The following is a 14,653-nucleotide window of genomic DNA, read 5'->3' as shown; positions in this document are numbered from 1 at the left end:
GTTACCCTTACGTCTAATGTGTGTTTTTCCCACAAGGATTTAAGAAATGTCCGAGCCAGTCAAATCGCGCGCTCATAACCAGGCTCATTGCAAGGATTGCAGCCTGGCCCCTCTCTGTCTGCCACTTTCGCTGAATCTGGAGGACATGGACGCGCTGGACGACATCGTCAAGCGGGGACGTCCCTTGAAAAAAGGCGAGTTCCTGTTCCGCCAGGGCGATGCCTTCGACTCGGTCTACGCCGTGCGCTCGGGCGCCCTGAAGACGTTCAACCTGAGCGACGGTGGCGAAGAACAGCTCACCGGGTTCCACCTGCCCAGTGAACTGGTGGGCCTGTCCGGCATGGACACCGAAAGCCATCCGGTCTCGGCCCAGGCGCTGGAAACCACTTCCGTGTGCGAAATCCCCTTCGATCGCCTGGATGAACTGGCCATACAGCTGCCGCAGCTGCGCCGCCAGTTGATGCGGGTGATGAGCCGGGAGATCCGCGACGACCAGCAAATGATGCTGTTGCTCTCGAAGAAGACCGCCGATGAGCGCATTGCGACGTTCCTGGTCAACCTCTCGGCGCGCTTCCGTGCCCGTGGGTTTTCGGCCAATCAGTTTCGCTTGAGCATGTCGCGCAACGAAATCGGCAACTACCTGGGCCTGGCGGTGGAAACCGTGTCCCGGGTGTTTACCCGGTTCCAGCAGAATGAATTGATTGCCGCCGAGGGCAAGGAGATCCATATCCTTGATCCGATCCAGCTCTGCGCTTTGGCTGGCGGCTCGGTCGACGGCTGATGCGCTTGCGCGGCTGAGGCTTTCGCCTCGCCGCGCTATACTGCCGCGTTTGCAGCCAGCCAGGACACCTCGACGATGGTCTTCGACTCCTTCGACATCAAATCCCTGATCCGCCCCGTGATCGATTTCCCCAAGCCAGGCGTGATCTTTCGCGATATCACACCGTTGTTCCAGTCACCCACGGCCCTGCGGCTGGTCATGGACAGTTTCGCCCACCGTTATGTCGAGGCCGAGTTCACGCACATCGGCGCGATGGATGCACGCGGCTTCCTGATTGGCTCGATCCTCGCCTATCAGTTGAACAAGCCTCTGGTGCTGTTTCGCAAGCAAGGCAAACTGCCGGCCGACGTATTGGCCGAGGGTTACCAGACCGAGTACGGCGAAGCCTTCCTGGAAGTCCACGCGGACAGCCTGTGCGAAGGGGATTCGGTGGTGATGTTCGATGACCTGATCGCCACGGGCGGCACGTTGATCGCCGCCGCCAACCTGATCCGCCGCATGGGTGCGAAGGTCCACGAAGCGGCCGCGATCATTGATCTGCCGGAGCTGCTCGGGTCCCAGCGCCTGGAAGACATGGGCATCCCGACGTTCTGCCTGACGCAGTTTTCGCTCAGCGAAAAATAACCTCCAAACAACGAACAACCCTGTGGGAGCGAGCTTGCTTGCGATGGCGGTGGATCAGTTGATACTTATACTGGCTGACACACCGCTATCGCGAGCAAGCTCGCTCCCACAGGGGGTTGTGTGGGGGTTATAAGGCGATCGGCTTACGCCCCGCAAACGAATGCGCCAGCGTCCCGCCGTCCACCAGCTCAAGCTCCCCACCCAGCGGCACGCCGTGGGCGATGCGAGAGGCCACCAGGCCTTTATTGCTCAGCAACTGGGCGATGTAATGGGCGGTAGCTTCGCCTTCGACCGTCGGGTTGGTGGCGAGGATGACTTCGGTAAACGTGCCCGCCTCCTCGATCCGCGCCATCAACTGCGGGATGCCGATGGCCTCAGGCCCCAGGCCGTCGAGGGGTGACAAGTGCCCCTTGAGCACAAAATAACGGCCGCGAAAACCGGTTTGCTCCACCGCATAGACATCCATCGGCCCCTCGACCACGCAAAGCAGGCTGTCGTCCCGGCGCGGATCGGCACATTGCGGGCACAGGTCGTCCTCCGTCAGGGTGCGACACTGGCGGCAGTGCCCCACACCTTCCATGGCCTGGCTCAAGGCCTGGGCCAGGCGCGAGCCGCCGCTGCGATCACGCTCGAGCAATTGCAACGCCATGCGCTGGGCGGTTTTCTGACCCACGCCCGGCAAGGTTCGCAGGGCATCAATCAGTTGGCGGATCAAAGGGCTGAAGCTCATTGAGGAAACGTCCGACATAACAACGAGACGCGGTTTATACCCGCGCCTCCGATTAGCGTCAAATACTCAATCGCGCGCCACCCGCACGACCAGCTTGCCGAAATTGCGCCCTTCCAGCAGGCCGATGAACGCCTGTGGTGCATTCTCCAGTCCGTCGACGACGTCTTCGCGGAACTTGACCCGGCCGTCACGCACCCAGGGCGCCATGGCGCTGATGAATTCCGGCTGGCGGTCACCGTAGTCATCGAACACGATGAAACCCTGGATGCGCACGCGTTTGGTCAACAGGGTGCGCTGTAGCTGCGGCAGGCGATCCGGACCACTTGGCGGCTGATGATCATTGTAGGACGCGATCAAACCGCAAAGCGGGATGCGCGCCTTGGCGTTGAGCAATGGCAGCACTGCCTCAAAAACCTTTCCGCCGACGTTTTCGTAATAGATATCAATGCCCTTGTCGCAGGCCCGAGCCAGCTCTTCGGCAAAATTCGCGCTCTTGTGGTCGATGCAGGCGTCGAACCCCAGCTCATCGACCACGTATTTGCATTTTTCACCGCCACCGGCCACGCCCACCACCCGCAGGCCCTTGATCTTTGCCACTTGGCCGACCACTGAGCCCACCGCGCCGGAGGCCGCCGCCACGACCAGGGTTTCTCCCGCCTTGGGTTGGCCAATGTCCATCAACCCCATGTAGGCGGTCATGCCGGGCATGCCCAAAACACCCAGCGCCATCGAAGGGCTGGGCAATCCTGAAGGGATTGGAATGACATTGCGCCCATCGCTGATGCAGTGGCTTTGCCAACCCGTGGCGCCCACCACCAGATCACCCTCCTGGAATTTCGGGTGCATCGAACGCTCCACGCGACTGACAGCGCCACCGGTCATCACTTCGTCGATTTGTACCGGGGCCGCGTAGGACGGTGCGTCACTCATGCGCCCGCGCATATAGGGGTCCAGGGACAGGAACAGCGTCTTGAGCAGGATCTGCCCTTCGGCCAGATCCGGCAGCGTCATGTGTTCAAGGCGAAAATTTTCAGCGGTTGGCGCGCCGGTGGGGCGCGAGGCCAGGACGATGCGCTGGTTGGAAATCGATGACATGGGGCGTCTCCTTGTTCGTTGAGCGGACACGTATAGGGAGCAGACCATTGCCGAGGGGGCGGCGTTCGATGTTTGTTCGGTTGGACCGCAGTGGCCGCATCGTCGGAACGCCGCCCGGAGCAAGCTCGCTCCCACAGGGTTCATGGGTGAACACACATCTTGTATTCATCACAATCTACTGTGGGAGCGAGCTTGCTCCGGGCGGCGTTCCGACGATAGCGATCTGGCATCCACTGCTATCTCTGAAGCAGAAACAAAAATGCCAGGCGCGATGCCTGGCATTGTGTGTAGCCCATCCCGACCGGGATGGCGAATCAGAACGGCAGTTTCATGCCCGGCGGCAATTGCATGCCCGCGGTCATGCCGGACATCTTGTCCTGGCTGTTGGCTTCGATCTTGCGCACCGCGTCGTTGACGGCAGCGGCGAACAGGGCTTCGAGCATTTCCTTGTCGTCTTCGCTCAGGCCTTCGACCACGCTTGGGTCGATGCTGACGCGCTTGATGTCATGGCGACCGGTCATGACCACGGTCACCATGTCGCCACCGGACTTGCCGGTGACTTCGGCGTTGGCCAACTCTTCCTGCATCTTGGCCATTTTTTCCTGCATCTGCTGCGCCTGCTTCATCAGGCCGGCCATGCCACCTTTCATCATGGGAATCACCTCGAAAGTACTTGGATAAACAACGCGCCCGGCCTGCACGGCCCGGCGCCTTCAGTTATGAGCCCTGGGGGACCGGGGCCTCGACAGGTTCGATAGTATCGTGACGGACCACGGCGCCGAACTGTTGCATCATCTGCTGGATGAACGGATCGTTGTGGATCGAATCCTCGGCTTCACGCTGCCGGTCGGCACGGCGCCGGGACGCGGCCTGGGCCGGCGTCTCCTGCTCGGGCTTGATCAGCTCGATGGTCAACGTCAGGGTGCGCTGATGGTACTGGTTCAGCGCATCGTTGAGGCGACGCTGCTGGGTCGCGTTGAACAGCGCGCTGTGGGCCGGATCCAGGTGCAGCAACCAATGGTCGCCCTCCACCGAGATCAGCGTGCAGTTGGCGGCGATGCTGCCGGTCATGCCGCTGATCTGCAGCTTCGGGAACAGCTCCAGCCATTGCAGGGCCAATCCGGTGGCCGGCATCGCCGCCGGTTCCGGCTCGGGCTCCGGGGCCGGCTCGGCGGCATGTTCGCTGGCCAGGTCGTCCAGGTAGCTGTAGGCCGAATCCATGTCCGGTTCGATGTAATCCTCGTCCAGCGGCGGCTCGTCGTCCAGGTCGATGCCCGGCGTGGCGACATCGACGTCGGCCACCGTTGGCTCCGGCATCGGTGCAGCCACCCACTCCGGCGCGTCAGGCACTGCGCTGTCCGGCGTGGGCATGGGCATTGGTGGCAATTCAGGCTGCTCGGCCACGGTTTCCAGCACGGGCTCGACGGCCGGTTGCTGGACAACTTCCGGCTCGACCGGGTCGTTCCATGGCAGGTCGATGACTTCTTCGGCGACGGCCTCGGGAACCGCCTCGACGACCGGTTCGGGCTCCGGCTCAGGCGTGACGACAACAGGTGCCGGTGCCGGCGCCGGAATCGGCTGGGCTACAGGCGCCACCGCCGCCGGAGCAGAAGCCGCTGCCGGCGCAACCACGGGCGCGGCAGCCACTGGCTTGGCGGAATCAGCTGTGGCCTGGCTGATCCCCACTGGCTTTAGCGCTTGTCTCGGCGCATCCGACGTATCGGCGGGCCGGAACGCAAGCATCCGCAGCAAGACCATTTCGAAACCGCCTCGCGGGTCCGGCGCCAGGGGCAGGTCGCGACGGCCGATCAGGCCCATCTGGTAATAGAACTGCACGTCCTCGGCCGGCAGCGCCTGGGCCAGGGCCAGTACGCGATCACGGTCGCCATGACCGTTGTCGACGCCATCAGGCAGGGCCTGGGCGATGGCGACACGGTGCAGCACGTTGAGAATTTCCGAGAGCACGCCATTCCAGTCCGGTCCCTGCTCGGCCAGGTGACGCACCGCTTCCAGCAGCGCCTTGGCGTCGCCTTCGATCAATGCGTGCAAGACGTCATAGACCTGGCCGTGATCAAGCGTGCCAAGCATGGCCCGCACATCGGCGGCCATGACCTTGCCTTCTCCGAACGCGATGGCCTGGTCGGTCAGGCTCATGGCGTCGCGCATCGAACCATCGGCGGCGCGGCCTAACAGCCACAGCGCGTCGTCTTCGAACGGCACGTTCTCGACGCCCAGCACGTGGGTCAAATGCTCGACGACGCGTTCCGGCGTCATGTTCTTGAGGGAGAACTGCAAGCACCGCGACAGAATCGTTGCAGGGAGTTTCTGCGGATCGGTGGTCGCCAGGATGAACTTGACGTAGGGCGGCGGTTCTTCGAGGGTCTTGAGCAGCGCATTGAAGGAATGGCTGGAGAGCATGTGCACTTCGTCGATCAGGTAGACCTTGAAGCGCCCACGGCTCGGCGCGTACTGCACGTTGTCGAGCAGTTCGCGGGTGTCCTCGACCTTGGTGCGGCTGGCGGCGTCGATTTCGATCAGGTCGACAAAACGGCCTTCGTCGATTTCCCGGCAGACCGAACATTCGCCGCAGGGCGACGAGGTGATGCCGGTTTCACAGTTCAGGCACTTGGCGATGATCCGCGCGATGGTGGTCTTGCCCACGCCACGGGTGCCCGTGAACAGATAGGCGTGGTGCAGCCGCTGGCTGTCCAAGGCATTGATCAGAGCCTTGAGCACATGGGTCTGGCCGACCATTTCGCGGAACGAGCGCGGACGCCATTTACGTGCAAGAACCTGATAACTCATCGAAAACCGTCGCAACGAAGGAACATAAGCGGCTAATGCTAGCGGAGCAGGGGCGAAATTGCATCCGGTGTGCTCGTCTAATCTGGCTAAGCTAGGTTGAGCAGCTCGATTGTCGGCACGTTTTTGTATAGTCAGGAGAGTTTATGCGTTCGGCCATGGGGGCTTTGCTGTTGTTGGGAACGGGATGTTTCGCAGAAGAGGTCCCCTTGCGCTTCGCCATTACCGATGGCTGGGCCATGCCCATGGTGCAGATAGAGAGGGGCCGTCCAACCCAGGGCATCCTGCCGGATATCATGACCAGCCTGGCGACCCGAGTGGGCATGCCGGCGCAATTCCACGTGCTTTCCCGCGCGAGACTCGATGGCGCCATGGAGCACGGTGAAATAGACATGCGGTGTTACGTCTCGCCTGATTGGGTGGACCACGAAGCGCCCGACTACCTTTGGAGTGTCCCGCTGTTTTTTCAGCGCGATGTACTGGTCGGCTCGTCCAGCGCTCCGGTGAAAATCAACCCCGCGGCGCTGGCACAGCAATCGATCGGCACCGTGCTCAGCTATAGGTATCCTACCCTTCAGCCTTTGTTCGACAACGGCCATCTCCGGCGGGACGACGCACGCAGCCAGGACCAGGTGCTGGCAAAGCTGCTGGCGGGACGTTATCACTATGCGGTCAGCAATCAATGGGCGTTGGACTGGTTCAACCAACGCCACACCGCTGACCGGCAATTGCACGAAGTCGCGGTCCTCCAGGAACAGCAACTGAGCTGTTACCTGCGCAATGACCCGAACATCCCGGTGCAACGCATTCTGCAAACCTTGCAGGAGATGAAGGCATCCGGGGAAATCGACGCAATCATCCAGCTTTATACCGGCCGCGGTGACGGGTCGCAGGCCAGCGCCGCTTCGCTCTGATCGGCTGGCCGGGCCTGCCATTGGAACGGTGGAATAAACGTCTTGACCCAGCCCGGTATCTGCCTGGCGGGCATCGGTCGGGCGATGAAATAACCCTGGGCCACTTCACAACCCAGGTCCAACAGGAGCTGCCCATGCTCCAGGCTGTCCAATCCCTCCGCGACCACCTGTCGACCAAATGCCCGGGCAAGGCCGATCACCGCTTCGGTCAAGGCCAGGTCGTCCCGGTCATTGAGAATATCGCGCACGAACGTCTTGTCGATCTTGATGGTTTGCGTGCGCAGGTGCTTGAGGTCGTTGAGCGAACAATTCCCCGTACCGAAGCCGCCCAGGGAAAAGCCCACGCCCAAGGCCTGGCACGCCTGGAGGCAAGCGCTGACATGCGCCAGGTTTTCCACGGCCACCGACTCGACGATTTGCAGGTCGAGCATGCGCGGCGACACCGCCGGATGCCGTTCCAGTACCTGCCGCAGCCGCTCGACAAAGTCCGCCCGCTGAAAATGCCGCGCCGAAATATTGATGCTGACCGGCCAGCCCGGTCCCGTCCGTTGCCATTGTTGAAGCTGGGTCAATACCTGTTCCATGACCCATTCGCCGATGTCGACGATCAGATCGGTTTCCTCCACCAACGGCAGGAATTCCCGTGGCGGCACCAGGCCTCGCTGCGGATGCTTCCAGCGCAACAAGGCCTCGAGCCCGACCACCACACCATCGCGCATATTGACCTTTGGCTGAAAATGCAACCGCAACTCATTGTCGGCCAGCGCCTGCCGCACCCGCTCTACGGTCTGGTACGTGGCCCGCACTTCCTTGTCCCTGGAAACGTCGAACAGATGGAAGCGATTGCGACCGCTCTGCTTGGCCACGTACATCGCCTGGTCGGCGTGGCGCAGCAGCGTGTCGGCGTCCTCGTTGTCCCACGGAGACAGCGTGACGCCGATGCTGGCAAAGACGTTGATGGCCTTGCCGTCGATGACATAAGGCATGGAAACCGCGATCAGGACCCGGTTCAAGGCCGCATGCAATTCGTCCATCCCTCGCACATGGCGCAACACCAGGACGAACTCATCCCCGGCCAGCCGCGCCACGACGTCTTCGCCACGCACGATGCTGCGCAGGCGCCTGGCGACTTCCACCAGCAGCCGATCGCCACTGGCATGGCCATACCCGTCGTTGACGGCCTTGAAGCCATCGAGGTCGAGCATGCACACGGCCAAGGGCAGGTTTTCCACCCGGGAAAACGCCAGGGCCTGGTCCAGCAGTTCGGATAAATAGGTGCGATTGGGCAAGCCGGTGAGCACGTCGTGACCGACACGCCATTGCAAGGAATGCAGCAACCGACGCTTCTCGCTGACGTCAAAACGAATCGCCAGATAACGCTTGATCTTCCCTGTCGCTTCGTCGATCACCGGCACCAGGGTGGTATCGACCCAATGCAACGCCCCATCCTTGGCCCGATTACAGATCTCGCCCTTCCAGATCTTGCCCAAGACGATGGTGCGCCACATGGCGCTGAAGAACTCACTGGGATGTTGGCCCGAGTTGAGCACGCGGTGGTCTGCCCCCAGCAACTCATCCCGACCGTAGCCAAACAGGCTGCAGAATTGATCATTGACGTAAGTGATGCGCCCGCTCAAATCGGTTTCGGAAAAGATCGCGGCGGCGTCAACAGCCCTGCGGTACTTCTTATCCATCGAAGCAGTCATCCATGAGTCAGGCTCGTTTGTCGCGCACGGTTGCACCGCCCCCGCAGAGGCGAAAATCAACTAGGCTCAAATACCTTGAGAAAGCTGGAGCATGGACGCTGGCGGTGCGACCTGAAAAGCTCCAGGCCCCGCCCTGTGTCGCTGCAAAAGAAGCGCGAGCCCCGGTCTTTCCTGCACACCGGCTCCTGAAGCAGGTCACTAAAATACCCATGCCAAAGGCCGATTCTACGAAACGCATCACATTTTGCAAAGCAAGGTGATGGAACGAGCGGTTGCCTAATGCGAAGATCTATCGTTAAGTTCTTGATTCTGAATGGGAATTAAGCGATGCGAATTTCAAGTCTGGGTCCGGCCATCAGACGCTACCGCAAAGTAGCGGGGCTCACTCAGGCTGAACTTGGCGAAAAAACCGGTTTCGACCCGAAAACCATCAGCCGCTTCGAAACCGGCGCCTACACTCCGAGCGTCGAAGCCCTGTTCCTGTTTGCCGACGCACTGGACGTCCAGCTCAAGGCATTCTTCGCTGACATGGGCGACGAAGACGAGCAGCGGGCGTACCTGTTCAACATCATTCACAAAGCCACCCCGAAGGACCTTGGGAAGCTGATCGTGGCGGTTGACCAGGCGCTGTCCAAGCCTTGATGCAGTGAAATAGAAGCAGGGGGTGCCAACGGCACGGCTCGGCCTCCTTGTTGGCGCTCGGCTGCCTTGTCCGCGAAAACCAGGGCAGCAGAAAGCACCGATCAGTGTCGATCAGCAAAACAACAAAAAATTTTGAGTTTGACAAACCTTGCGAACGAAGGCCTGGAGCGTTATGGAGGCAACCCCACCAGCCACACCCCGGCACACAATGTTCCCGCTGTGGCTGCTTCCTTCCGGATCTGACCAGGTTCACGGGTAATCGTTGCGGGGGGACCGATGGGGTCACCATAACGACGCCCGCCTGACGGCGAGCCGCGCCATTGTACCTATCTGACAAGAAGTTACAACCGTTCGTGGCGGATTAAAAACTGAAGATGTTCAAGCACTTGCTATGGGATCGCGGTTTGCCTGCGAGGGTGTCGCCACGTTCAGCATGACGTTGGCTGACCGGCCGCTATCGCGAGCAAGCTCGCTCCCACAGGGGTTCTGTGCCCGGACGCCAGAGCTGCGGACAACCGCCAGCCAGTGTGGGAGCGAGCCTGCTCGCGAAAGCGTCGGCACATTCAACGAGGATGCAGGCGGCCTCCACAGACACTTACAACAACACCTCATCCGCCCGACCGCCCTCCTCCTGGATCACCAGATGGATGAAATGCAGTTTGGTGATCACCGCAGCCGGCACGACGAACGGGTAGAAATCCGGCTGGCCCATGCTGCGCGACAGCTCGTTGAGCATGCCCGCCAGTTCGATCCAGGCATTGACGAATGACAGGAACGCCGTGCCACCCGCATGCCCCGGGTCAAACAGGGTGTCGGGCGGGAACGGCTGATAGTCGAAATCCATTTCCCGCGCACTCATGCCGAAGCCCAGCGCCGTGTCCACCGCGTCCATCATGTGCAGGTAATGAGCCCAGGTCTCGGCCCAATCCTCCCAAGGATGCATGGTGGCGTAGGCACTGACGTAGTGGGTTTGCCAATCCAGCGGCGCACCTTGTTGGTAGTGCCGCTCCAAAGCTTCGGAATAACTGGCGCGTTCATCGCCGAACAACGCGCGAAACGGTTCCAGCCAATGACTGTTGGCAATCAACCGATCCCAATAGTAATGGCCGACCTCGTGGCGAAAGTGCCCGAGCAAGGTGCGATACGGCTCGTGCATCTGCTGGCGCACGTGCTCGCGATGAGCATCGTCGGCTTCTTTGATATCGAGCGTGATAAGCCCACTGGCGTGCCCGGTCGTCGGCGGTTTTCCGTCGGGATCGACGCCGATGAAATCGAAGGCCAGGCCGATGTTGTCGTCGACAGTCTTGGGAATGACCGGCAAGCCGAGGGTGATCAACTGCGCCACCAGACGGCGCTTGGCCGTTTCAACCTTGCCCCAGCGCTCGGGGTTTTCCGGGAGCGACAGGTCAGGAATCGTGCGGTTCAAGCTGCAGGCGATGCACAGCGTGTCTTGTCCGTTGGCGGGAAGCAGCCAGTTGCAGGCCGCAGGGGTATCGAGATTGGCGCAGCGGCGGAACAGCCCGGCCTGCGGGTCGGCATCCAATGTCCAGGTATCAGCCTGCTCGCCGGGCTGGAGGGACGACAGGCGACTCTGCTCCGGCTGATAGCCCAGCGCCGCCAGGCAAGCCAGGCACTGGCTGTTGCGAAAGAACAATGACTGGCCGCAACGGCACGGCCAGACCTTGCTGTTGCGTGACCGATCACCGAGGAACGGCGCGGCGATGCGCGAGCTCAATTGTTCGAAGAAGCGGTACATGGCGATCTCTCCCTGGAGCCTGCAAGACTAGATCACCTTAGGTTCATGATCGTTCCAAAACGCTGGGTCATAGCGCCGATAAACCGTGGCGAGGGAGCTTGCTCCCTCACCACAAAAGCCGAGCGCCCTCAGACCGGGATGCCATGGCCCTTCAGAAAGTCGACAAACGCTTGTTCGTCGAGCACCTTGAGCCCCAGCTCATTAGCCTTGGTCAACTTCGACCCCGCCCCCGGCCCGGCCACCACGCAGTGGGTCTTTGCCGACACGGAACCAGCCACCTTGGCCCCCAGGCTCTCCAACTTGTCCTTGGCTATGTCGCGACTCATCAGCTCCAACGAACCGGTCAATACCCAGGTGTGCCCTGCTTCGGGCAAGCCTTCGACAACCTTTTTCTCGCTCAGCCAGTGCATGCCGAAATCCTGCAGTTGCTTCTCTGCGGCCAAGGCCTGCTCTCGATTGGCAGCGACAGCGAAGAACTCGCGCACGGCGTTGGCCTGTTTTTCCGGAAGCGCCTGGCGCATGTCCAGCCAGTCGGCGTTCATGACTGCTTCGAGGGAACCGAACTTGTCCGCCAGTTTCTGCGCGCCGCCCGGGCCAACTGAAGGAATGTGCAGCTTGTCGAGGAAGCCGCCCAGGGTCGTGCTGGCAGAGAACTCCGCGCCCAACTCGCCCTGATCCTGAATTTCCAAGCCATGGCGCAGCAGATCCTTGATGACCTGGCGATTGTGCGGGTCCTCAAAGAAGCTGTGGATCTCATGGGCGACCTCCAGCCCCACATCCGGCAGGTACGTCAGCACTTGGGGCAACGCCGCCTGCACGCGCTCCAGCGAACCGAGGGAGCGGGCCAGGACCTTGGCGGTCTCCTCGCCCACGTCCGGGATGCCGAGGGCGTAGATGAAGCGCGCCAGGCTCGGCTGCTTGCTGTCGACGATGGCCGCCAGCAAATTCTTGCTCGATAGCTCGGCGAAGCCTTCCAGGTCGACGACTTGCTCGAACGTCAGCGCATACAGGTCGGCAGGCGACCCCACCAGCCCTTCATCCACCAACTGCTCGACACTTTTTTCGCCCAGGCCTTCGATATCCATCGCCCGCCGCGAGACGAAATGGATGATCGCCTGCTTGAGTTGCGCGCCACAAGCCAGGCGACCGACGCAGCGGTACACCGCGCCTTCGCTGACGGTCTCACGTCCCTTGCTGCGCTTGATCAGTTGCGTACGTTCGACATGGGAACCGCAAACCGGACACAGCTGCGGCACCTCCACCGGGCGAGCATCGTCCGGACGGCGCTCGGTGACGACTTGCACCACCTGCGGGATCACGTCGCCGGCGCGGCGAATGATCACCGTGTCGCCGATCATCAGACCCAGGCGCGCCACTTCGTCCATGTTGTGCAACGTGGCATTGGCCACCGTCACGCCAGCCACCTTGACGGGTTTGAGCCGCGCCACGGGTGTGACAGCACCGGTACGGCCGACCTGGAACTCGACGTCGAGCAATTCGGTGAGTTCTTCGCTGGCGGGGAATTTATGGGCGATGGCCCAGCGCGGCTCGCGGGCACGAAAACCCAACTCGCGCTGGGAGGCGATGCTGTTGACCTTGAACACCACGCCGTCGATTTCGTAGGGCAGCGAATTGCGTCGCTCGCCGATGTCGCGGTAGTAATCCAGGCATTCGTCGATGCCGTGGGCCAGCTTCAGCTCACGGCTGATGGGCATGCCCCAGGCCTTGAGTTGCTTGAGGTTACCGATGTGGGTGTCGGCGATGTCCGATGTCACCTGGCCGATGCCATAGCAACAGAACTCAAGGGGACGGTTGGCCGTGATTCTCGAGTCGAGCTGGCGCAGGCTACCCGCCGCCGCATTACGCGGATTGGCGAACGTCTTGCCGCCCGCTTCCAGTTGCGTGGCATTGAGGCGCTCGAAACCGGCCTTGGACATGTACACCTCGCCGCGCACTTCCAGCACCGGCGGCCAACCGCTGCCCTGCAGCTTGAGGGGAATGTTGCGCACCGTGCGCACGTTGACGCTGATGTCCTCGCCCGTGGTGCCGTCACCGCGCGTGGCACCGCGCACCAACATGCCGTCCTGGTACAACAGGCTGACCGCCAAACCATCGAGCTTCGGTTCACAACTGTATTCCACCGCCGCACCGCCGCCGAGCAAATCGCCCAGGGGCAGGTCAAGGCCTTCTGTCACGCGCCGATCGAATTCACGCAGGGTGGTTTCGTCGAACGCGTTGCCCAGGCTGAGCATCGGGATCTCATGCCGCACCTGGCTGAACGCCGACAGCGCCATGCTGCCGACTCGCTGGGTCGGGGAGTCGCTGGTCACCAGTTCCGGGTGCTGCTCTTCCAGGGCCTTGAGTTCGTGGAACAGGCGGTCGTATTCGGCGTCCGGGATGCTCGGTTCATCGAGTACATGGTAACGATAGTTATGCTGATCCAGCTCGGCGCGCAGCTCTAGGATGCGGGTTTCAACGGCGTTCATGGTGTTCTCTCATAAAGCAAAAGAGCAGCCTGGGCTGCTCATTCTCAATACTTAGGTCGCTGCGGGCCCCGTAGGAGCCGTAGGAGCTGCCGTAGGAGCCAGCGATCTTTGGCCTCAGCGCTTCTGGGTCAGCGCGCGGCGCTCGAATTCGACGATGCGCTGGCGGTAATGCTCGATCGTCTGGGCGGTCAGCACGCTGCGCTGGTCATCCTTCAATTCACCGTTGAGCTCCTGGGACAGCTTGCGCGCCGCGGCGACCATCACGTCAAAGGCCTGCTTGGGATGGCGAGGGCCTGGCAAGCCGAGGAAGAAGCTCACCGCCGGGGTGCTGAAGTGGTCGATGTCGTCGAGGTCGAACACCCCAGGCTTGACCGCGTTGGCCATGGAGAACAACACCTCGCCATTGCCGGCCATGCTTTCGTGGCGATGGAAAATGTCCATTTCGCCAAAGCGCAGGCCGCTCTCGAGGATGTTCTGCAGCAGCGCCGGGCCCTTGAAGCCGGCCGGGTCGCGGCAGATCACGCTGATCACCAGCACTTCTTCGGCCTGGGCCTGTTCCTTGTCGGCACTGGAAGGCTTGCTCTCGTCCGGGAAATCGCCATCACGGCTGCTGAAGCCCGGGCCGCCATCCAAGTCCAGGTTCAGGTTCAAGTCGCCCTGGGAAGGCTCGCTGTTGCGCTTGCCGCGCTTGGAACCCGACTCTCGTGGCTCACGTGCAGGCGCGCTCATCGACGGCAGGTCATGCTCGTCCAGCTGGGGCTCCTTGTGGGTGTCGAGCACCCTGGGCGGGCCAAGCAGTTCGGCGCTGTCATCTTCATCCGGCAGGTTCGACAGGCTGCGATCCAGGCGAAACTTGAGTTTCCCCTTGCCGCCGCGCATGCGACGCCAGCCGTCGAAAAGAATACCGGCAATGACAATGATGCCGATGACGATCAGCCACTCGCGCAGACCGATTTCCATGTAATCCCGTGCCTCTATAAAAATGCTGAAAAATAAGGGGCTTAGCTATTTGCAAACCGCTTTAAAACGTGGCGCCAACTCTATGTTCTGAATGGCGTTTTGCCCACGCATACGAAAAATTGACATTAAACTAGCACGACCAAAGACAACTTTACAC

Annotated in this window: 12 protein-coding genes and 1 other RNA gene; 4 read left to right on the top strand and 9 right to left on the bottom strand. The window is 61.4% G+C overall.

From position 1 onward, the window contains the following. Window positions 1-46 precede the first annotated feature (46 nt). Entirely contained in the window at window positions 47-781 is a 735-nt protein-coding gene (gene fnr, locus JMN22_RS10825) for a fumarate/nitrate reduction transcriptional regulator Fnr (protein WP_030140892.1), read from the top strand. 75 nt (window positions 782-856) lie between these two features. Further along, a complete protein-coding gene (locus JMN22_RS10820; RefSeq protein WP_003183509.1) occupies window positions 857-1,405 on the top strand; it encodes an adenine phosphoribosyltransferase in 549 nt (182 codons plus the stop codon). 127 nt (window positions 1,406-1,532) lie between these two features. Here the strand turns inward: JMN22_RS10820 and recR are convergent, their stop codons facing one another. The 4 genes from recR to dnaX all read right to left on the bottom strand — a co-directional run bounded on the left by recR (window position 1,533) and on the right by dnaX (window position 6,035). After that, a complete protein-coding gene (gene recR, locus JMN22_RS10815) occupies window positions 1,533-2,135 on the bottom strand; it encodes a recombination mediator RecR (protein ID WP_181286939.1) in 603 nt (200 codons plus the stop codon). A 66-nt stretch (window positions 2,136-2,201) separates the two neighbouring features. Beyond that, window positions 2,202-3,230 carry an NADP-dependent oxidoreductase gene (locus JMN22_RS10810; protein WP_030140890.1) on the bottom strand — a complete coding sequence of 343 codons (1,029 nt, stop codon included), beginning with the start codon at window positions 3,228-3,230 and terminating at the stop codon, window positions 2,202-2,204. 314 nt (window positions 3,231-3,544) lie between these two features. Further along, window positions 3,545-3,883: a YbaB/EbfC family nucleoid-associated protein gene (locus tag JMN22_RS10805; RefSeq protein WP_003183512.1), complete on the bottom strand. Its 339-nt coding sequence runs from the start codon at window positions 3,881-3,883 to the stop codon at window positions 3,545-3,547. A 64-nt stretch (window positions 3,884-3,947) separates the two neighbouring features. Beyond that, a complete protein-coding gene (dnaX, locus tag JMN22_RS10800) occupies window positions 3,948-6,035 on the bottom strand; it encodes a DNA polymerase III subunit gamma/tau (RefSeq protein ID WP_198797580.1) in 2,088 nt (695 codons plus the stop codon). A 143-nt stretch (window positions 6,036-6,178) separates the two neighbouring features. Between dnaX and JMN22_RS10795 the strand changes: the two genes are divergently transcribed. Next, window positions 6,179-6,946 carry a substrate-binding periplasmic protein gene (locus JMN22_RS10795; RefSeq protein WP_030140887.1) on the top strand — a complete coding sequence of 256 codons (768 nt, stop codon included), beginning with the start codon at window positions 6,179-6,181 and terminating at the stop codon, window positions 6,944-6,946. Here the strand turns inward: JMN22_RS10795 and JMN22_RS10790 are convergent. Then, window positions 6,898-8,640: a putative bifunctional diguanylate cyclase/phosphodiesterase gene (locus JMN22_RS10790; protein WP_198797581.1), complete on the bottom strand. Its 1,743-nt coding sequence runs from the start codon at window positions 8,638-8,640 to the stop codon at window positions 6,898-6,900. The two genes, JMN22_RS10795 and JMN22_RS10790, sit on opposite strands and share 49 nt — an antisense overlap. 339 nt (window positions 8,641-8,979) lie before the next feature. On the opposite strand from JMN22_RS10790, the gene JMN22_RS10785 reads away from it, so the two are divergent. Then, window positions 8,980-9,294: a helix-turn-helix domain-containing protein gene (locus tag JMN22_RS10785; RefSeq protein WP_030140885.1), complete on the top strand. Its 315-nt coding sequence runs from the start codon at window positions 8,980-8,982 to the stop codon at window positions 9,292-9,294. A 182-nt stretch (window positions 9,295-9,476) separates the two neighbouring features. On the opposite strand, the gene ffs is transcribed toward JMN22_RS10785, so the two are convergent. The 4 genes from ffs to zipA all read right to left on the bottom strand — a co-directional run bounded on the left by ffs (window position 9,477) and on the right by zipA (window position 14,496). Then, window positions 9,477-9,573: signal recognition particle sRNA small type (gene ffs / locus JMN22_RS10780), an RNA gene on the bottom strand. Window positions 9,574-9,889: 316 nt separating this feature from the next. Next, window positions 9,890-11,050, bottom strand: a complete 1,161-nt coding sequence (locus tag JMN22_RS10775) for a zinc-binding metallopeptidase family protein (protein WP_198797582.1) — start codon at window positions 11,048-11,050, stop codon at window positions 9,890-9,892. A gap of 128 nt (window positions 11,051-11,178) precedes the next feature. Further along, window positions 11,179-13,536: an NAD-dependent DNA ligase LigA gene (ligA, locus tag JMN22_RS10770; RefSeq protein ID WP_198797583.1), complete on the bottom strand. Its 2,358-nt coding sequence runs from the start codon at window positions 13,534-13,536 to the stop codon at window positions 11,179-11,181. A 114-nt stretch (window positions 13,537-13,650) separates the two neighbouring features. Continuing rightward, a complete protein-coding gene (zipA, locus tag JMN22_RS10765) occupies window positions 13,651-14,496 on the bottom strand; it encodes a cell division protein ZipA (protein WP_030140882.1) in 846 nt (281 codons plus the stop codon). Window positions 14,497-14,653: the final 157 nt, after the last annotated feature.

Source organism: Pseudomonas sp. HB05, assembly GCF_016756915.1.
Lineage (GTDB): Bacteria > Pseudomonadota > Gammaproteobacteria > Pseudomonadales > Pseudomonadaceae > Aquipseudomonas > Aquipseudomonas alvandae.
Note: the sequence above shows the minus strand (reverse complement) of the source record. Positions and strands in the feature narration are given on the sequence as shown.

Coding starts and splice junctions, on each gene's coding strand:
- JMN22_RS10810 (WP_030140890.1), bottom strand. CDS start 3,230: ATGTCATCGATTTCCAACCAGCGCATCGTCCTGGCCTCGCGCCCCACC.
- JMN22_RS10805 (WP_003183512.1), bottom strand. CDS start 3,883: ATGATGAAAGGTGGCATGGCCGGCCTGATGAAGCAGGCGCAGCAGATG.
- JMN22_RS10790 (WP_198797581.1), bottom strand. CDS start 8,640: ATGGATAAGAAGTACCGCAGGGCTGTTGACGCCGCCGCGATCTTTTCC.
- JMN22_RS10785 (WP_030140885.1), top strand. CDS start 8,980: ATGCGAATTTCAAGTCTGGGTCCGGCCATCAGACGCTACCGCAAAGTA.
- dnaX (WP_198797580.1), bottom strand. CDS start 6,035: ATGAGTTATCAGGTTCTTGCACGTAAATGGCGTCCGCGCTCGTTCCGC.
- zipA (WP_030140882.1), bottom strand. CDS start 14,496: ATGGAAATCGGTCTGCGCGAGTGGCTGATCGTCATCGGCATCATTGTC.
- fnr (WP_030140892.1), top strand. CDS start 47: ATGTCCGAGCCAGTCAAATCGCGCGCTCATAACCAGGCTCATTGCAAG.
- JMN22_RS10775 (WP_198797582.1), bottom strand. CDS start 11,050: ATGTACCGCTTCTTCGAACAATTGAGCTCGCGCATCGCCGCGCCGTTC.
- JMN22_RS10820 (WP_003183509.1), top strand. CDS start 857: ATGGTCTTCGACTCCTTCGACATCAAATCCCTGATCCGCCCCGTGATC.
- ligA (WP_198797583.1), bottom strand. CDS start 13,536: ATGAACGCCGTTGAAACCCGCATCCTAGAGCTGCGCGCCGAGCTGGAT.
- JMN22_RS10795 (WP_030140887.1), top strand. CDS start 6,179: ATGCGTTCGGCCATGGGGGCTTTGCTGTTGTTGGGAACGGGATGTTTC.
- recR (WP_181286939.1), bottom strand. CDS start 2,135: ATGAGCTTCAGCCCTTTGATCCGCCAACTGATTGATGCCCTGCGAACC.